We start from the raw sequence: 13,566 nt of genomic DNA, 5'->3' as shown, positions 1-13,566 counted from the left end.
CGCTATCCGTTGTGCTCGAAGGCCCCATCCGCGCCGTGTCGGTGCTCCTGAGCCTCGCGATCCTCGTCGGCTTCGCGCTGTTCGCGATCGACGAGACGCGCGAGGCGAGCCGCGAGACCGCGGCCGCCGTGGCGGACCGGCCGAGCGTCGCCGTCGACCCCTCCCCGCAGCAGGAGCGGGCACGCGAGGCCGCCCACGGCACCGTCCGCGAGCTCGTCGACGACGTCAACGACGTCGCGCTCGCGCCGTTCGCCTCGATCGTCGACGGCAGCGACGACCGCTGGGTCCGGCGCGGCGTCCCGGCGCTGCTGGGCCTGCTGGTCTACGGGTACGGCCTCGCGACGCTGGCGCGGTTCAGCCGCGGACGCGCATGACGCACGACGACCGACCCGCGCGCGAGCGGGCGATCCCCGAGATCCGCTTCGGCACGAGCACCGGGTTCGCGCTCGGGGTCGAGGAGGAGCTGCTGCTCGTCGACCCGGTCACGCACGCCCTCAGCCACACCGCCGTGGAGACGCTCGAGCGGCTCGTGGTGCCGGCCGGGGCCGGAAGCGCGCACCCGGACACGTACGCGGCGCTCGTCGAGTTCGCCTCCCCGGTCTGCGCCACCGCCGTGGACGGGGTCGGCGCGCTCGACCGGCTGCGCGCGGCACTGCGGGCCACCGGCGCGACCGCGATCGGGGCGGGCATCCACCCCGACGGGGCACGCGGCGACGTCGTGCACCACCCCGCGCCGCGGCACGCCGCGATCCACGACCAGCTGCGCGGCCTGCTGCGCCGCACGCCGACCGCCGCGCTGCACGTCCACGTCGGCATGCCCGACGCCGAGGCGGCGATCCGGGCGTGCACCGCCCTGCGCGAGCTGCTGCCGCTGCTGCAGGCGCTCGCCGCCGCCTCACCGTGGTGGCACGGGGCCGACAGCGGCCTGCAGAGCGCGCGGGCCCAGCTGTTCCGCGGCTATCCGCGCGCCGACATCCCCCGCGCATGGAGCTCGTTCGAGGACTACGTGGACGACGTCGTCGCGGTCGTGGAGGCCGGGGACCTGCCCGACTACACGTTCCTGTGGGCCGACCTGCGCCCGCACCCGCAGCTCGGGACCGTCGAGGTCCGCGCGATGGACGCGCAGCCGTCGCTGCGCGACGCGCTCGGGCTGACCGCGCTCGTGCGCGCGGTCGCCGCCCAGGGCGCCCGGGAGGGCGGCCCGTGGCCGGTGCCCTCCACGCGCGAGGCGCTCGAGGAGTCGAGCTTCCGCGCCGCCCGCGACGGCCTGGCGGCGACCCTCTGGCACGACGGGGCGCTGCGCCCGGTGCCGGAGATCGCCCGCTGGTGGACGGCTCGCGTGCGCGACGTCGCCGCCGAGCTCGGGGACGCGGACGCCCTCACCGAGATCGAGCGGCTGCTGCGCGACGGCGGCTCCGCCGACCGACAGCGCGCCGCCCACGCCCGCGGCGGGATGCCCGCCCTGCTCGCCCACCTCGCCGCCGAGACGAAGACCCCGCTCTAGCTATCCATCTCCGGCCCCTCCAGGGGCTGGAAACGTCCGTTCACCGCCAGCGGGGGGCGCCGGGGGTCCCCCGAGCGGCGTCCGACGCGGAGCCGGAGGCGGAGCGTCGCAGCGAGGGGGGACCCCCGGCGCCCCCCGCCCGCGGCTCAGCGGTAGGTGTCGACGATCGTCCCGAGCCGCGTCCAGTTGCGGATGCTCAGCGCGTCCGCGTTGGGGACGCGCAGGCAGCCGTGGCTGGCGTTGTAGGTCGGGACGCTCGGGTACCCGTGGATCGCGTAGCCGCCGCGGAAGAACGCGGAGTGCAGCATCCCGTTGGGCAGCCGGCCGATGTCGCGACGGTAGACGCGGAAGGTGCCGAGGATCGTCGGGGTCGACGGCGCGCCGGAGCTGACGTGGTAGATCCGCTCGACCTTCCCGCCCGCGCCGATCAGGGCCATGACCTGCTTGCTGATGTCGGCCTCGACGTGCCGGCCGTGGTTCTTGAAGCGGACGGGGAACGCGCCCTCGCCGCGGGCGAGCCGGCGCATGACGTCCTCGTTGGCCTGGGTGGTGCGGGCCATCCCGAGGTTCTTGCGGAACGCCAGCACCGCGCGCGAGGTGCGCGCGTCGAACACGCCGCGCTGCCCGATGACGTAGCCGTGGCGAGCCAGCGCGCGCTGCAGGGCGCGCACGGCGGACCCGGTGGAGCCACCGCGGACGCTGCGCGGCAGCACCTTCACCGTGCGGGCGGGGGCGATCGCGGTCCCGAGCTGCGCGGTGGCGCGGTGGCTGGCGCGTACGGTGACGTCCCCCGTGCCGCGGGTCGTGAAGCCGACGAGGAAGCCGCCGCTCTTGCCGGTGCTCGAGCGCTGCGCCTTGACGGTGCGCGCCCCGATCTTCTTGCCGCCGCGGTAGAAGCGCACGGTGACGGTCTGGCCGTCGACGTACGGCTGCAGGGAGCCGCGGACGCGCCAGCGGTCGCCGGTGAGCACGGTCCCGGTCTTCCCGACCTTCTCGGTGGCGATGTCGAGCTTCGCCTCCGCTGCGGGCGCGGGGGTGGCCGCGGGAGCCGGGGTGGCGGCCGGCGCGGGGGTGGCCGCGGGCGCGGGGGCGGGGGCGGCGGCCGGGTCCTGGGCGGCGGCGGTGGCCGGCAGGACGGCGGTGGCGGCGAGGGCGAGGGGCAGGAGGCGACGCATCGGTGCGGGCATCGTACCCGCGCGACGGGCGTCGCGATCCTGGATCTAGACCGGCAGCGACCGGGCGGGCGCCGGACCCCAGCCGCGACGGACCGCGTAGGCGCCCAGGCTGATGATCGCGAGGCTGCCCGCGAGCACGAGCGGGATCTGCCAGCTCCAGTCCTGCGTGCTGCCGAACGCGATCGAGTTGTTGATCGCGTGCAGGACGATCGGCGGGTACAGGGACTTCGTCCGGACGTACAGCAGGCAGAGCACGAAGCCGAAGAAGCCGAGCGGCACGAGGAAGCCGATCGGGGAGCCGCCCGCGTGGATGCTCCCGAACGTGATCCCGGTGATGATCGCCGCCGGCCAGATGCCCTTCCAGTTCGCCAGCGCGCGGAAGTAGAAGCCGCGGAAGAACAGCTCCTCGCCGACGGGGGCGACGACGGTGACGAGGAACGCGACGGCGATCAGCGCGGCGGTCGACTCGTCGACGCCGAGCTCGGTGGGCAGCGTGTCCTCCTCGTTCTGGAGGCCGAGCGCGGAGACCCAGATGGCGCTGAACGCCAGGAACGTGACGAACGCCAGCGCGGTCCAGCCGACCGCGGGCCACCAGGCGGGGCGACGCAGGCCGAACTGCCACGGTCGCGGGCGCGCGACCTTCGCGGCGAAGAACACGGCGGCCCCGATGAGGAAGACGTTCTGGACGATCGTGGCGATGATCGTGACGCCGGGAGGCGGGTCCTCGAACGTGTAGCCGAAGGCGGTCGAGATCGACGCGATGACGATGAAGCCCATCGACGCGGCGACGAACCCGATGATCAGCGCGACGAACGCGGTCCACGGCTTCCAGCGCGGGACCCGGGTGCCCGGCTCGACGCCGTCCGGGAGCTCCGGGAACTGCGGCGGCGGGGCCGAACGCTGGCCCGGGACGGCGGTCGTCGTGTCGCGCAGATCCGTCATGCCTGTCACCCAGGGTACGGACCGGGGCCCGCGACCAGTTCAGGCAGCCCGCGCAGGTCGGGCGCGTGGTGGGCGCGCGGCGGGCCGGTGAGCAGCGGGTCGTCGGCCGCGACCGCGCCGAAGCGGTCGACGAGCACGGCGGCCACCCCGGCGGCGCGGGCGGCGAGCACGTCCGGTGGCGTGTCGCCGACCATCAGCACGCGGTCCGGCGCGACGGCGGGGACGAGCCCGAGCGCGGCGTGCAGCAGTGCCGGGTCGGGCTTGGCGACCCCGGTCTCGGCGCTGGACACCGCTCCGTCGAGCAGCCCGTCGAGACCGGCGGCACGCAGCGCGTCGTGCAGCGAGACGTCCCAGTTGCTGACGACGACGAGTCGGGCGCCGGTCGCGCGCAGCGCGCGCAGGACCGCCGGGACCTCCGGGTAGGCGGGGAAGCGGAACGCGTCGAGCATCGCGGCGCGCACCTCGATGGCCGGGAGCGCGGCCACGGCGGCGCCGAGCTCCCGCGCGACGATCGCCGCGCAGCGGTCGCGCAGGTCCTCGAGGGCCGCGGGGGTGCCCGCCCCGTCGCAGTGGGCCCGGTAGTAGGTCATCTCGGCGACCATGGCGCGGTGGGCGAGGTCCTCGCCGACGGTGACGCCGCGCGCGGCGAGCGCGGCGACGAGATGCGGCCCGGGCGGCTCGAGGTCCAGCAGCGTGCCGAGCGCGTCGAGCAGCACGACGTCGTAGGCGCGGTCCATCAGGCGACCCAGTGCCAGGTGGCGAAGCGGGCGGTGAGCACGCACAGGAGGATGGCGCTCGCGCCGAGGGCGAGCGTCGCGGTCCGGGCCGACGCGCGGGCGAGCCGCAGGCCGGCCCACAGGTACAGGGGGAAGAGGACGGCGAGGAACCGCGGCGTGGACATCAGCGGCTGCGGGGCGACCGGGGTGCTGAGCGGCAGCGCCAGCGCCGCGACCACGTACGCCCCGTAGGCGGCAGGCAGGCGGCGCAGGACGCCGACGATCGCGGGCACGCAGGCCAGCAGGAACGCGAGCAGCACGAGGTTCTCCTGCGCGACGACGAACGGATCGCCGCCGGCCGCGGTGAAGTACACGGGGTCGCGCGCCCCGGACAGCAGCTGGCGGGCGCCCTGGGCGGCGGCGACGGTCCCGTCCCAGAGCCCGACGAACGGCCCGGCGAACTCGCGGAACCAGACCTGCTGGGCGTCGACCGGGGCGCGGGCGTCCCCGCCGGTGAGCGCGAACCAGCCGCAGAACGCGAGCATCCCGACGGGCACGAGGGCGACCGCGAGCAGCGGCCGGTGCTCGGACGGGCGGCGTCCGAGCGGCGGCAGTCCCGCCTCGCGGCGGGCGCGCAGGTGCAGCAGCGCGAGCGGCACGACGAGGAGGACCCCGGCGCTGCGGGTGCCGGCCGCGAGGGCCCCGAGCGCACCGGCCCACGCCCAGGCGCCCCGGCGCGCCGCGTAGACGGCGCCGATCGACAGCGCGAGGAAGAGCCCCTCGCTGTAGACGGCGGTGTGGAAGAACGCGGTCGGGAAGAGCGCGCAGGCCAGGACGGCGTAGCGGGCGGCGCGGCCGTCCCCGAGCTCGACCATCGCCAGGCGGTGCAGGACCGCGAGCGCGACGAGGAACGCCGCCCAGGACACGAGGATCCCGCCGACGAGCGAGGAGCCCAGCGGCGCGCCGACGGCCTTGGCCAGCAGCGGGTACAGGGGGAAGAACGCGGGCCGGGCGGGATCGTCGCCGTAGCCGCCGTCGGCGATCGCCAGGAACCAGACGGTGTCCCAGCGCGCCATCGGCGCGACGAGCGCGTCGCCGAGACCGCCGAACGGGTGCGTCACCCCGGCCGGGTCGAAGCCCGGGGCGCGCCCGGACTGCCCGAGCAGCTCGGCGGCGAGCGCGCCGCTGACGAGCACGAGCGCGCGGGAGATCGCGAACGCGACGAGCGCCTCGCGCAGGGCGTGCGCCCAGGCCACGTCCAGGCGCACCGCCGGCAGGGCGGTGCGACGCGACGCTCGGGTACCTTCGACGCCCATGCCGCCGTACATCCTCGCGGAGACGTTCTTCACGCGCTACGACAACCAGCTCACGGCGGCGCTGAGCCTCGTCATCGCGTTCGCGCTCGCCGCGCTGGTCGACCGGGTGATCGTCCGTCGCGCCACGGCGCTGGCCACCATCGTGCGCGGCGGCGAGCTCTCGGCGGAGGCCGACACGCGCGTGCGGTTCCTGCGGCGCGTCACCGAGGTGACGATCGTCGTCATCGGCCTCGGGGTCGCGCTGTCGCAGTTCGCCGCGCTGGACCGCATCGCCGGCACCGTCCTCGCGTCCAGCGCGATCGCCGCGGCCGTGGTCGGCTTCGCGGCCCGGCAGGTGCTCGCGAACGCGATCGCCGGGATGCAGATCGCCATCACCCAGCCGCTGCGCGTCGGCGACCAGGTGACGTTCGAGGGCGAGACGGGGACCGTGGAGGACGTGCGGCTCACGAGCACGTGGCTGCGGACCGGCACCGACTCGCGGGTGATCATCCCCAACGAGAAGCTCGCCGCCGGCGTGCTGCGCAACGAGTCGATCGAGAGCGCGACGGTCGCCGTCGAGGTGTCCGTGTGGATCCGGCCGGACGCCGACGAGGCCGCCGCCCTCGCCGCCGTGCAGGAGGCGCTCCCCGACGTGCAGGTGCGGATCGCCGAGTCGACCTTCGAGGGCATCCGGCTGCTGATCCTCGCCGCCCCGACGCTGCCCTCGACGCGCCCCGCCCACGAGGCGGACATCCGCGCGACCGCGCTGGCGGCCCTGCGCGGCGCCGGCGCACGCTGAGCTGCACCGGCTCGGACGGCGGCGGCGTGCCGCTACCATCCGCTACGAGCGCATGTCCCGACGTGAACGACAGCGCCGCCGTCGCCGCAACCGTGGCGGCCCCGCGCGGATCATCTTCCTGACCTTCGGCGTGCTGAGCGCGCTGGGGATCGTCGGCGTGCTCTCGGCCGTCGGCTACGTCGTCGGGATCGCCTCCTCCGGCCCCGAGCTCTCGACGCTCAAGCCAATCGAGCAGGGCGCCAACACCGAGGTCCTCGCGAAGGACGGCACCCGGATCGGCTTCATCCAGTCGACGATCCTGCGCCTGCCCGTCCCCTCCACGTCGATCCCGAAGATCGTCGAGGACGCGACCGTGGCGATCGAGGACCGCCGGTTCTACGAGCACCAGGGCGTCGACTTCGAGGGCGTCATCCGCGCAGGCGTGAAGAACCTGCAGAGCGGCAAGACGGTGCAGGGCGGCTCGACGCTGACGATGCAGCTGATCCGCAACCTCTACACCGAGGACCGCTCCGACGACTTCAAGCGCAAGATCCGCGAGGCGAAGCTCGCCGAGGAGCTCGAGAACAAGCACGAGGGCGCCCAGGGCAAGAAGTGGATCCTCACGAAGTACCTGAACTCCGTGCCCTACGGCACCGTCGGCGGTCAGAACGCCTACGGGATCCAGGCCGCCTCGCGCCTGTTCTTCGACAAGCGCGCCCGCGAGCTGACGCTGCCCGAGGCCGCGATGCTCGCCGGTCTGCCGCAGCTGCCCTCCGCCTACAACCCCTACCAGCACCCGCAGCGCGCGCTCAACCGCCGCAACGACGTGCTGCAGGCGATGGCCAACGAGGGCTACATCACGCAGTCGGAGGCCGAGGAGGCGAAGGCCGCCCCGCTCGGCGTCAAGAAGACGAACTACTTCACCGAGCGGCGCGAGGGCTACTTCTTCGAGTACGTCCGCCGCGAGCTCGTGCGCAAGTACGGCGTCGAGCGCGTCCGCAAGGGCGGGCTGAAGGTCTACACGACGATCGACCTCAAGGCCCAGCAGCAGGCCCGCAAGGCGATCGCGGAGCGGCTCCCCAACCCCGGTGACCCGTCCTCGGCGATCGTGTCGATCAACCCGAAGAACGGCTACATCAAGGCGATGGCATCGTCGCGGAGCTTCGGCGAGTCGAAGTTCGACCTCGCCTCCCAGGGCCGCCGGCAGCCCGGCTCGACGGCGAAGATGTTCGCGATCATGGCGGCACTGCGCCGCGGCGTGGACATCAACAAGACGAGCTACGACTCGAAGAAGCTGAACTTCGTCGACAAGGAGACCGGCACCAAGATCGAGGTGTCGAACTCCGACGGCGGCGCGTACGGCGGGCGGCGCTCGCTGTTCCAGGCGGTCGTGTCCTCCGACAACACCGTCTTCCAGCAGCTCGCGCTCGACCTCGGCCCCGACGCGGTCCGCCAGGCCGCCTACGACATGGGCGTCACGAGCAAGCTCGACGCGTTCCCCGCCGAGGTCCTCGGCGGCATGCGCAACTGCTGCACCGTGCTGGAGATGGCGCGCGCCTACACGACGATCAACGACGGCGGCTACCGGATCAAGCCGATCGCGATCCAGCGCGTGCGGTTCCCCGACGGCAAGATCGACAACTCGCTCGGCAAGACCCGCCGCACGAAGATCTTCACCGACGGCCAGACGCACGAGGCGATCAAGGCGATGGAGGCCAACGTCCGCTCCGGCACGGGCACCGCGGCCGCCGTCCCCGGCTGTCCGACCGCCGGCAAGACCGGCACGACGACCGGCTTCGCCGACTCGTGGTTCGCGGGCATGACCTCCAACCTCACGACCGTCGTGTGGGTCGGGTACCCCGGCAGCCGCGTGCCGATGACCAACGTGCAGGGCTGGGGCACGATGTTCGGCGGCAAGGCGCCGGCCGCGATCTTCAACTCGTTCATGACGATGGCCGCGGACAGGGGCACCTGCAAGGAGTGGCCCAAGCCGAAGGAGCCGTTCGTCTCCTCGCCGTTCTTCGGGCGCTACGCGAAGTCGGGCGCCCCCGGCCCGGCGGCCACGCCGACCCCCGGTCCCTACGACGCGACGACGCCCGGCACCACCGACACCGGCGCGGGCGGCCAGCAGACCCCGGACGACGCGTACGAGGCGCCGCCGCAGCAGGCACCGCCCGTCGCGACGCCGGTCCCCGCCGCCCCCGCGCCGGACCCCGCGGCCGGCGGCGTCACGCCGACGCCCTGACCGTCGGAGGCGCCCTCGTGCGCCCGGCGCGCGCCGTGGAGCGCGATCCGGTGCTACCTTGGACGCAATGGCCAAGGAAGAAAAGGTCGAGTTCGAGGGCGAGGTCGTCGAGGCCCTGCCCAACGCCATGTTCAAGGTGAAGCTCGACAACGATCACGAGGTGCTCGGGCACGTCGCCGGCAAGATGCGCCGGTTCCGCATCCGCATCCTCCCGGGCGACCGCGTCCGGGTCGAGCTGAGCCCGTACGACCTCTCGCGCGCCCGCATCGTCTACCGCCACCGCTAGGCGCCACCGCGCGGGACCCCGTCCCGCCCCTCCGGAGCACCGCCCGTCGTGGGCGAGCACGAGCTGATCACCGCCCTGCAGGAGCTGCTCACCCCCCGGGGTGACCGCGTCGTGCGCTGGGTCGGGGACGACGCCGCCGTCGTCCGCGCCCGGCCCGTGCAGGTCGTCAGCGTCGACCAGATGGTCGACGGCGTGCACTTCCGGCTGGACCTGCCGGGCGTGACAGCCGGGGACGTCGGGCACCGGGCGATGGCCGCCGCGCTGAGCGACCTCGCGGCGATGGCGGCGGACGCCGGCGAGGCGTACGTCACGCTCGCGCTGCCCGAGGGCCTGCCGGGCGAGGCGGTGCTCGAGCTCGTCGCCGCGATGGAGGCGCTCGCCGCCGCCACCGGCACGACGATCGCCGGCGGCGACGTGACGCGCGGCCCGGTGCTGATGGTCGGCGTGACGGTCGTGGGCTGGGCCGACGAGGAGTCGGCGCTGCTCGGCCGCGACGGCGCCCGGCCCGGCGACCTGGTCGGGGTGACCGGGCCGCTCGGCGGTGCCGGGGCCGGCCTCGCGCTGCTCGACGGCCGGGTCGATCCGGCCGCGCACGGCATCCCGGCCGCGACGGTCGCGGCGCTCGCCCGCGCGCACCTGCGTCCGGAGCCGCGGCTCGCGCTCGGCCGCGCGCTGCGGGCCGCCGGGGCCGGCGCGCTGATGGACGTCTCCGACGGCGTCGCGACCGACGCCGGGCACCTCGCGCGCGCGAGCGCCGTCGACGTCGAGATCGCGCTCGCGGACCTGCCGCTCGCCCCCGGGCTGGACACGGTCTGCGCGGCGCTCGGGGTCGACGCGGCCGAGCACGCCGCCACCGCGGGCGACGACTACGAGCTACTGCTCACCGCGCCCCCGCGCGCCGCGGCCGCGATGCCCGCGACGGTCACGTGGATCGGCCGCGTGCACCCGGCGGCGACGCCGGGTGACGGGCGGCTCAGGGTCGTCGGGCCCGACGGGGCGCCGCGGGCGCTGGCGGGCTATCGGCACGCCGTCGGATGACCGGCGGCAGCAGGACCGGGTCGCGGCGCGGGTCGGTCCGGCGCAGCAGCGCCTCGGCGACCGCGAGCGGATCGATCACGTAGTCGCGCGCGGCGACCCGTCGCTGCAGCTCCTGGATTCGCACGGTGCGGGCCTCGTCGGTCACGGATGGGTCGAGGGCGCAGCCGCCCTCCCGGTGGGTGGAGGCGCCGGGTCCGTCGTCGTGTCCGGGGGCCGGACCGGTGCCTTCCGCGGAGGTCATCGACCCGCTCCCGCGTCCAGCTTGAGATCGGTGGCCGGACGTTGGACGCGGTCGGTGAGCTGCGGCCCGCGAAGCGGTTCGCCCTTTCCGGCACCCCGCCCGATCGCCGAGACGAGCCGGCCGATCACGACGATCCGCTCGTCGGCGCTGAACAGCGGATGGCAGGCGGTGAGGACGAGCCGGTCGGTCCCCGTGCTCTCGAGCACCGACACGTCCTGGGGCGTGACGATGCGGGTCCGCTGCACCCGGTAGGTGAAGGTGCCGTACGGCATCTCGACGATCATGCGGTCGCCGCGGTCGAGCTGGTCGACGTGCCGGAAGGGCGCCCCGTAGGTGGTGCGGTGGCCGGCGATCGCGGTGGTGCCGGGCACCCCCGGGAACGGGGATCGGTCGTAGATCCCGGGGCCGCGACGCAGCGACGCCGCGTCGGTGCCCTGCACGACGACCTTGTCGACGCCGATCGCCGGGATCCGCAGGCGGGCGACCGCGCGGCCCTCCCGTGCGCGCTGGCGCAGCGACCGGGCGAGGTACGCGATCCGAACGGGCTCCGCGGCGAGCGAGCGCAGCTCGGTCACCTCGCGCGCGGTCGCGCCGTCGTCGCGCAGGTCGCGCAGCTGGCCCTCGAGGTCGGCCTGCGCCCGGCCGGTCGTGAAGGCGGTCAGCGGCTCCTGCCACGTGACGGTCAGGACGGCGTCGACGACGATCAGGCCGCCGGCGACGATGAGGATCGTGGAGAGCGCGCGCAGGACGCGCCGACGCCGCGAGTCCTCCGGTCGTCTCACCGCCGCAGCGCGGAGTCGACGCCGCCGAGCGCGCCCGGCCCCGCGTAGGTGACCGGCCCGCGGACCGTGACGCCGTCCGCGTCGGCGGCGGGCGGCCGGCGCGCGAGCGCGACCAGCGCGGTCGCGGTGCCGCAGCCCGCCAGCAGGCCGAGCACGAGCCACGACAGCGGCCCGACGTGCCCGCCCGCGATCGCCAGGACCCCGGCCCAGAGCGCGTCGGCCGGGCCGTAGCCGAGCGCGGACGCGACCATCGTCGCGGCGAGCGCCGCGGGCAGGAGCCCGACGAGCACGAGCAGCACCCCGACCACGCGCGGCAGCCGCACGCCCCCGGCGGCGATCAGCACGGTGCCGTGCAGCGCCGGGATCAGCAGCGCGGCCGCGTACGGGTTGCGGACCCAGACGAGGGCGACGACCACCGCCGAGACGAGGATCAGGGCGATGCCCGCGCCCTCCGCGGCGGGACGCTCGCGCACCCGGGCGAGCTGGAGCGCCAGCGGCCGCAGGCCGATCCAGCCGAGCACGAACACGAGCAGCAGGCTGACGAGCGCGATCTGCGCGTTCCCGTCCACCGGCACCGCCCCCGGCGGGGCGGGCCCGCGCGGCGCGACCTGCAGCAGCCCGGTCACCCGGAAGAGCACCGCGAACGCCGCGGTCAGCAGGTACGGCAGCGCGGTCGCGAGCACCCACAGCGCCCAGCGTCCCACCGGCTCCTTGCGCCGTCGCGCGCGGGCCAGCCCGTCGATCGCGACGAGCAGCACCGGCAGCAGCAGGACCCCGACGAGCAGCCGGACCGCCCACTGCGGCAGCACCTTGCGGTTGGTCAGCACGACCGCCTGCGGGTCCCCGCCGAGCGTCGGGCCGTTGTCCAGCGCGGTGATCGCCCGCAGCGCCGCGCGGCCGAAGCGCGTGACCCGCTCGGGCACGATCGGGGTGTCGGCGCGCGGGCCGCGCTCCCCGCTGACGCTCAGCAGGACCGCGGGCACGTCCGCGCGCAGCAGCTCGCCCTGCTCCCCGGTGGCGAACGGGACCGCCAGGCGCGCCCACTGCTGCGGGGCACGCGGACCGCCCGGCTCGACCCCGACCTCGGCGCGCACCGCCGCCTCGACGGTGCGCCGCAGCTGCAGCGGCGCCTGCCCACGCCCGTTGGAGAAGCCGGTGACGAACGGCTTGCGGACCTGCGCGCCCGCGAGGTCGCCGAGCACGAGCACCGCGCTCACGTCGCCCGGCAGCGCCCGCGCCGCGGCGGCGGCGCCGGCGGCCCCGCCGCTGCCGCCGCTGGTGGAGATGAACGAGATCGTGCGGCGCACCCGGCCCTGCGCGGCCACGCGGGCGAGCTCGAGCATCGCCGCGGTGCCCGAGAGCTCCGCCTTCGCGCCGGCGCCGGCGGCGTCCCGGTGCGCGACGATCGCCAGCCCCGGTCCGGGCGCGCCGATCCGCGTGGCGATGATGGTCGTCAGCTCCCGCTCCCCCTCGATCGTCTGCGCGGTCGTCGTGCGCGTGCGCACCGCGCGCGGGCCGAGCACCTCGAGCTCCTGCGCGATGCGTCGTGCGAGCGCCTCGTCGGCGGCGTCCCCCGGCCGCCGGCGCGGGTACGCGGCGGCGAGCCGCTCGAGCGTCAGGCTGGCCTGCTCGCCGCTGAACGCGTCGGGCGCGAGCGTCGTGCCGATGGGGCGCGGCCGGTTCTCCAGCGAGAACGCCGCGACGAGCACGGCGACGAGCACCGGGACGAGAGCGGCTCGGTAGATGCGCGGGTCCAGCACGTGGCCCCTACGGTAGTCGTCCCGCGCGCGTGACGGAGCCGGGACGGCCGGGGATCTACGATGGACGCACCCCATGGCCGACAGCGCCCCGCGCATCCTCCTGGCCGACGACGAGCGGTCGATCCAGACGCTCCTCTCCTTCGCCCTGGAGAAGGACGGCTACGAGGTGGTCTCCGCGTCCAACGGGACCGAGGCGCTCGGGCTGCTCAAGGAGCAGCAGTTCGACCTCGTCGTGCTCGACGTGATGATGCCCCGCGTCGACGGCCTGGAGGTCTGCCGGCGCATCCGCGGCGGCAGCGGCCCGCAGGCCGAGGTGCCGATCATCATGCTGACCGCGAAGTCCGAGGAGATCGACAAGGTCCTCGGGCTCGAGCTCGGCGCCGACGACTACATCACCAAGCCGTTCTCGCTGCGCGAGCTGAGCTCGCGCGTGCGGGCGGCGCTGCGACGGGCGGGGATGGGACGCCGCGACGACGGGGCCGCCGAGGAGGACGAGGAGACCGTCACCATCCACGAGCTGACGCTCGACCGCGCCCGCCGGCGCGTGAGCGTCCGCGGCGAGGAGGTGCAGACGACCTACGTCGAGTTCGAGATCCTGCTGGCGCTGGCGACGAGCCGCGGACGGGTCTTCACGCGCGACATGCTGCTGACGCGGATCTGGGGCGACAGCGCCTACCGCGACCCGCGCACGATCGACGTCCACATCCGCCACCTGCGGGAGAAGCTCGAGCTCGACGCGAAGGACCCGGAGTACCTCTTCACGGTCCGCGGCGTCGGGTACCGCTTCCGCGACCTCGACTAGGA

Annotated in this window: 13 protein-coding genes; 7 read left to right on the top strand and 6 right to left on the bottom strand. The window is 75.1% G+C overall.

What is annotated here, in order from left to right; translation table 11 throughout:
* Positions 1–11 precede the first annotated feature (11 nt).
* Entirely contained in the window at positions 12–374 is a 363-nt protein-coding gene (locus tag C7Y72_RS06340) for a hypothetical protein (protein ID WP_107567791.1), read from the top strand.
* Positions 371–1,504, top strand: coding sequence for a carboxylate-amine ligase (locus tag C7Y72_RS06335; protein ID WP_107567789.1), 1,134 nt, complete (start codon positions 371–373; stop codon positions 1,502–1,504). Before C7Y72_RS06340 ends, C7Y72_RS06335 begins: the two co-directional genes overlap by 4 nt.
* 146 nt (positions 1,505–1,650) lie before the next feature.
* Here the strand turns inward: C7Y72_RS06335 and C7Y72_RS06330 are convergent, their stop codons facing one another.
* The 4 genes from C7Y72_RS06330 to C7Y72_RS06315 are packed head-to-tail and all read right to left on the bottom strand — an operon-like array spanning position 1,651 to position 5,653.
* On the bottom strand, positions 1,651–2,679 hold the full coding sequence (locus C7Y72_RS06330) for a L,D-transpeptidase family protein (protein WP_107567787.1): 1,029 nt from the start codon (positions 2,677–2,679) through the stop codon (positions 1,651–1,653).
* A 45-nt stretch (positions 2,680–2,724) separates the two neighbouring features.
* A complete protein-coding gene (locus tag C7Y72_RS06325; RefSeq protein WP_107567785.1) occupies positions 2,725–3,621 on the bottom strand; it encodes a CPBP family intramembrane glutamic endopeptidase in 897 nt (298 codons plus the stop codon).
* 5 nt (positions 3,622–3,626) lie between these two features.
* Complete coding sequence (locus tag C7Y72_RS06320; RefSeq protein ID WP_107567783.1) at positions 3,627–4,358, bottom strand: HAD family hydrolase; 732 nt, start codon at positions 4,356–4,358, stop codon at positions 3,627–3,629.
* The gene (locus C7Y72_RS06315; RefSeq protein WP_158276687.1) at positions 4,358–5,653 is read right to left on the bottom strand and encodes a mannosyltransferase family protein; all 1,296 of its coding nucleotides are present in this window, start codon (positions 5,651–5,653) and stop codon (positions 4,358–4,360) included. The genes C7Y72_RS06320 and C7Y72_RS06315 overlap by 1 nt, the downstream gene beginning before the upstream one ends.
* On the opposite strand from C7Y72_RS06315, the gene C7Y72_RS06310 reads away from it, so the two are divergent.
* The 4 genes from C7Y72_RS06310 (at position 5,652) to thiL (ending at position 9,979) form a co-directional block, all read left to right on the top strand.
* The gene (locus tag C7Y72_RS06310) at positions 5,652–6,431 is read left to right on the top strand and encodes a mechanosensitive ion channel family protein (protein ID WP_107567779.1); all 780 of its coding nucleotides are present in this window, start codon (positions 5,652–5,654) and stop codon (positions 6,429–6,431) included. The two genes, C7Y72_RS06315 and C7Y72_RS06310, sit on opposite strands and share 2 nt — an antisense overlap.
* A 52-nt stretch (positions 6,432–6,483) precedes the next feature.
* Positions 6,484–8,655 carry a transglycosylase domain-containing protein gene (locus C7Y72_RS06305; protein WP_107567777.1) on the top strand — a complete coding sequence of 724 codons (2,172 nt, stop codon included), beginning with the start codon at positions 6,484–6,486 and terminating at the stop codon, positions 8,653–8,655.
* A 67-nt stretch (positions 8,656–8,722) separates the two neighbouring features.
* The gene (gene infA / locus C7Y72_RS06300) at positions 8,723–8,941 is read left to right on the top strand and encodes a translation initiation factor IF-1 (RefSeq protein ID WP_107567775.1); all 219 of its coding nucleotides are present in this window, start codon (positions 8,723–8,725) and stop codon (positions 8,939–8,941) included.
* 48 nt (positions 8,942–8,989) lie between these two features.
* A complete protein-coding gene (gene thiL / locus C7Y72_RS06295) occupies positions 8,990–9,979 on the top strand; it encodes a thiamine-phosphate kinase (protein ID WP_107567773.1) in 990 nt (329 codons plus the stop codon).
* A 237-nt stretch (positions 9,980–10,216) separates the two neighbouring features.
* Here thiL and C7Y72_RS23140 read toward each other — a convergent pair whose 3' ends face one another.
* Both C7Y72_RS23140 and C7Y72_RS06280 read right to left on the bottom strand, forming a co-directional pair.
* On the bottom strand, positions 10,217–11,002 hold the full coding sequence (locus C7Y72_RS23140) for a class E sortase (protein WP_158276686.1): 786 nt from the start codon (positions 11,000–11,002) through the stop codon (positions 10,217–10,219).
* Positions 10,999–12,762, bottom strand: coding sequence for a M28 family peptidase (locus C7Y72_RS06280; RefSeq protein ID WP_158276685.1), 1,764 nt, complete (start codon positions 12,760–12,762; stop codon positions 10,999–11,001). Before C7Y72_RS06280 ends, C7Y72_RS23140 begins: the two co-directional genes overlap by 4 nt.
* 73 nt (positions 12,763–12,835) lie before the next feature.
* Here C7Y72_RS06280 and C7Y72_RS06275 point away from each other — a divergent pair, with 73 nt between their 5' ends.
* The gene (locus tag C7Y72_RS06275; RefSeq protein ID WP_107569644.1) at positions 12,836–13,564 is read left to right on the top strand and encodes a response regulator transcription factor; all 729 of its coding nucleotides are present in this window, start codon (positions 12,836–12,838) and stop codon (positions 13,562–13,564) included.
* Positions 13,565–13,566 lie beyond the last annotated feature (2 nt).

Origin of the sequence: Paraconexibacter algicola (assembly GCF_003044185.1) — a bacterium.
Taxonomy (GTDB): Bacteria; Actinomycetota; Thermoleophilia; order Solirubrobacterales; family Solirubrobacteraceae; genus Paraconexibacter; species Paraconexibacter algicola.
Note: the sequence above shows the minus strand (reverse complement) of the source record. Positions and strands in the feature narration are given on the sequence as shown.

Bases quoted from the DNA above. Each gene is read 5' to 3' on its own strand.
- C7Y72_RS06305 (WP_107567777.1), top strand. From the start codon at position 6,484: ATGTCCCGACGTGAACGACAGCGCCGCCGTCGCCGCAACCGTGGCGGC.
- C7Y72_RS06330 (WP_107567787.1), bottom strand. From the start codon at position 2,679: ATGCGTCGCCTCCTGCCCCTCGCCCTCGCCGCCACCGCCGTCCTGCCG.
- C7Y72_RS06315 (WP_158276687.1), bottom strand. From the start codon at position 5,653: ATGGGCGTCGAAGGTACCCGAGCGTCGCGTCGCACCGCCCTGCCGGCG.
- C7Y72_RS06275 (WP_107569644.1), top strand. From the start codon at position 12,836: ATGGCCGACAGCGCCCCGCGCATCCTCCTGGCCGACGACGAGCGGTCG.
- C7Y72_RS06310 (WP_107567779.1), top strand. From the start codon at position 5,652: ATGCCGCCGTACATCCTCGCGGAGACGTTCTTCACGCGCTACGACAAC.
- infA (WP_107567775.1), top strand. From the start codon at position 8,723: ATGGCCAAGGAAGAAAAGGTCGAGTTCGAGGGCGAGGTCGTCGAGGCC.
- C7Y72_RS06325 (WP_107567785.1), bottom strand. From the start codon at position 3,621: ATGACGGATCTGCGCGACACGACGACCGCCGTCCCGGGCCAGCGTTCG.
- C7Y72_RS06335 (WP_107567789.1), top strand. From the start codon at position 371: ATGACGCACGACGACCGACCCGCGCGCGAGCGGGCGATCCCCGAGATC.
- C7Y72_RS06320 (WP_107567783.1), bottom strand. From the start codon at position 4,358: ATGGACCGCGCCTACGACGTCGTGCTGCTCGACGCGCTCGGCACGCTG.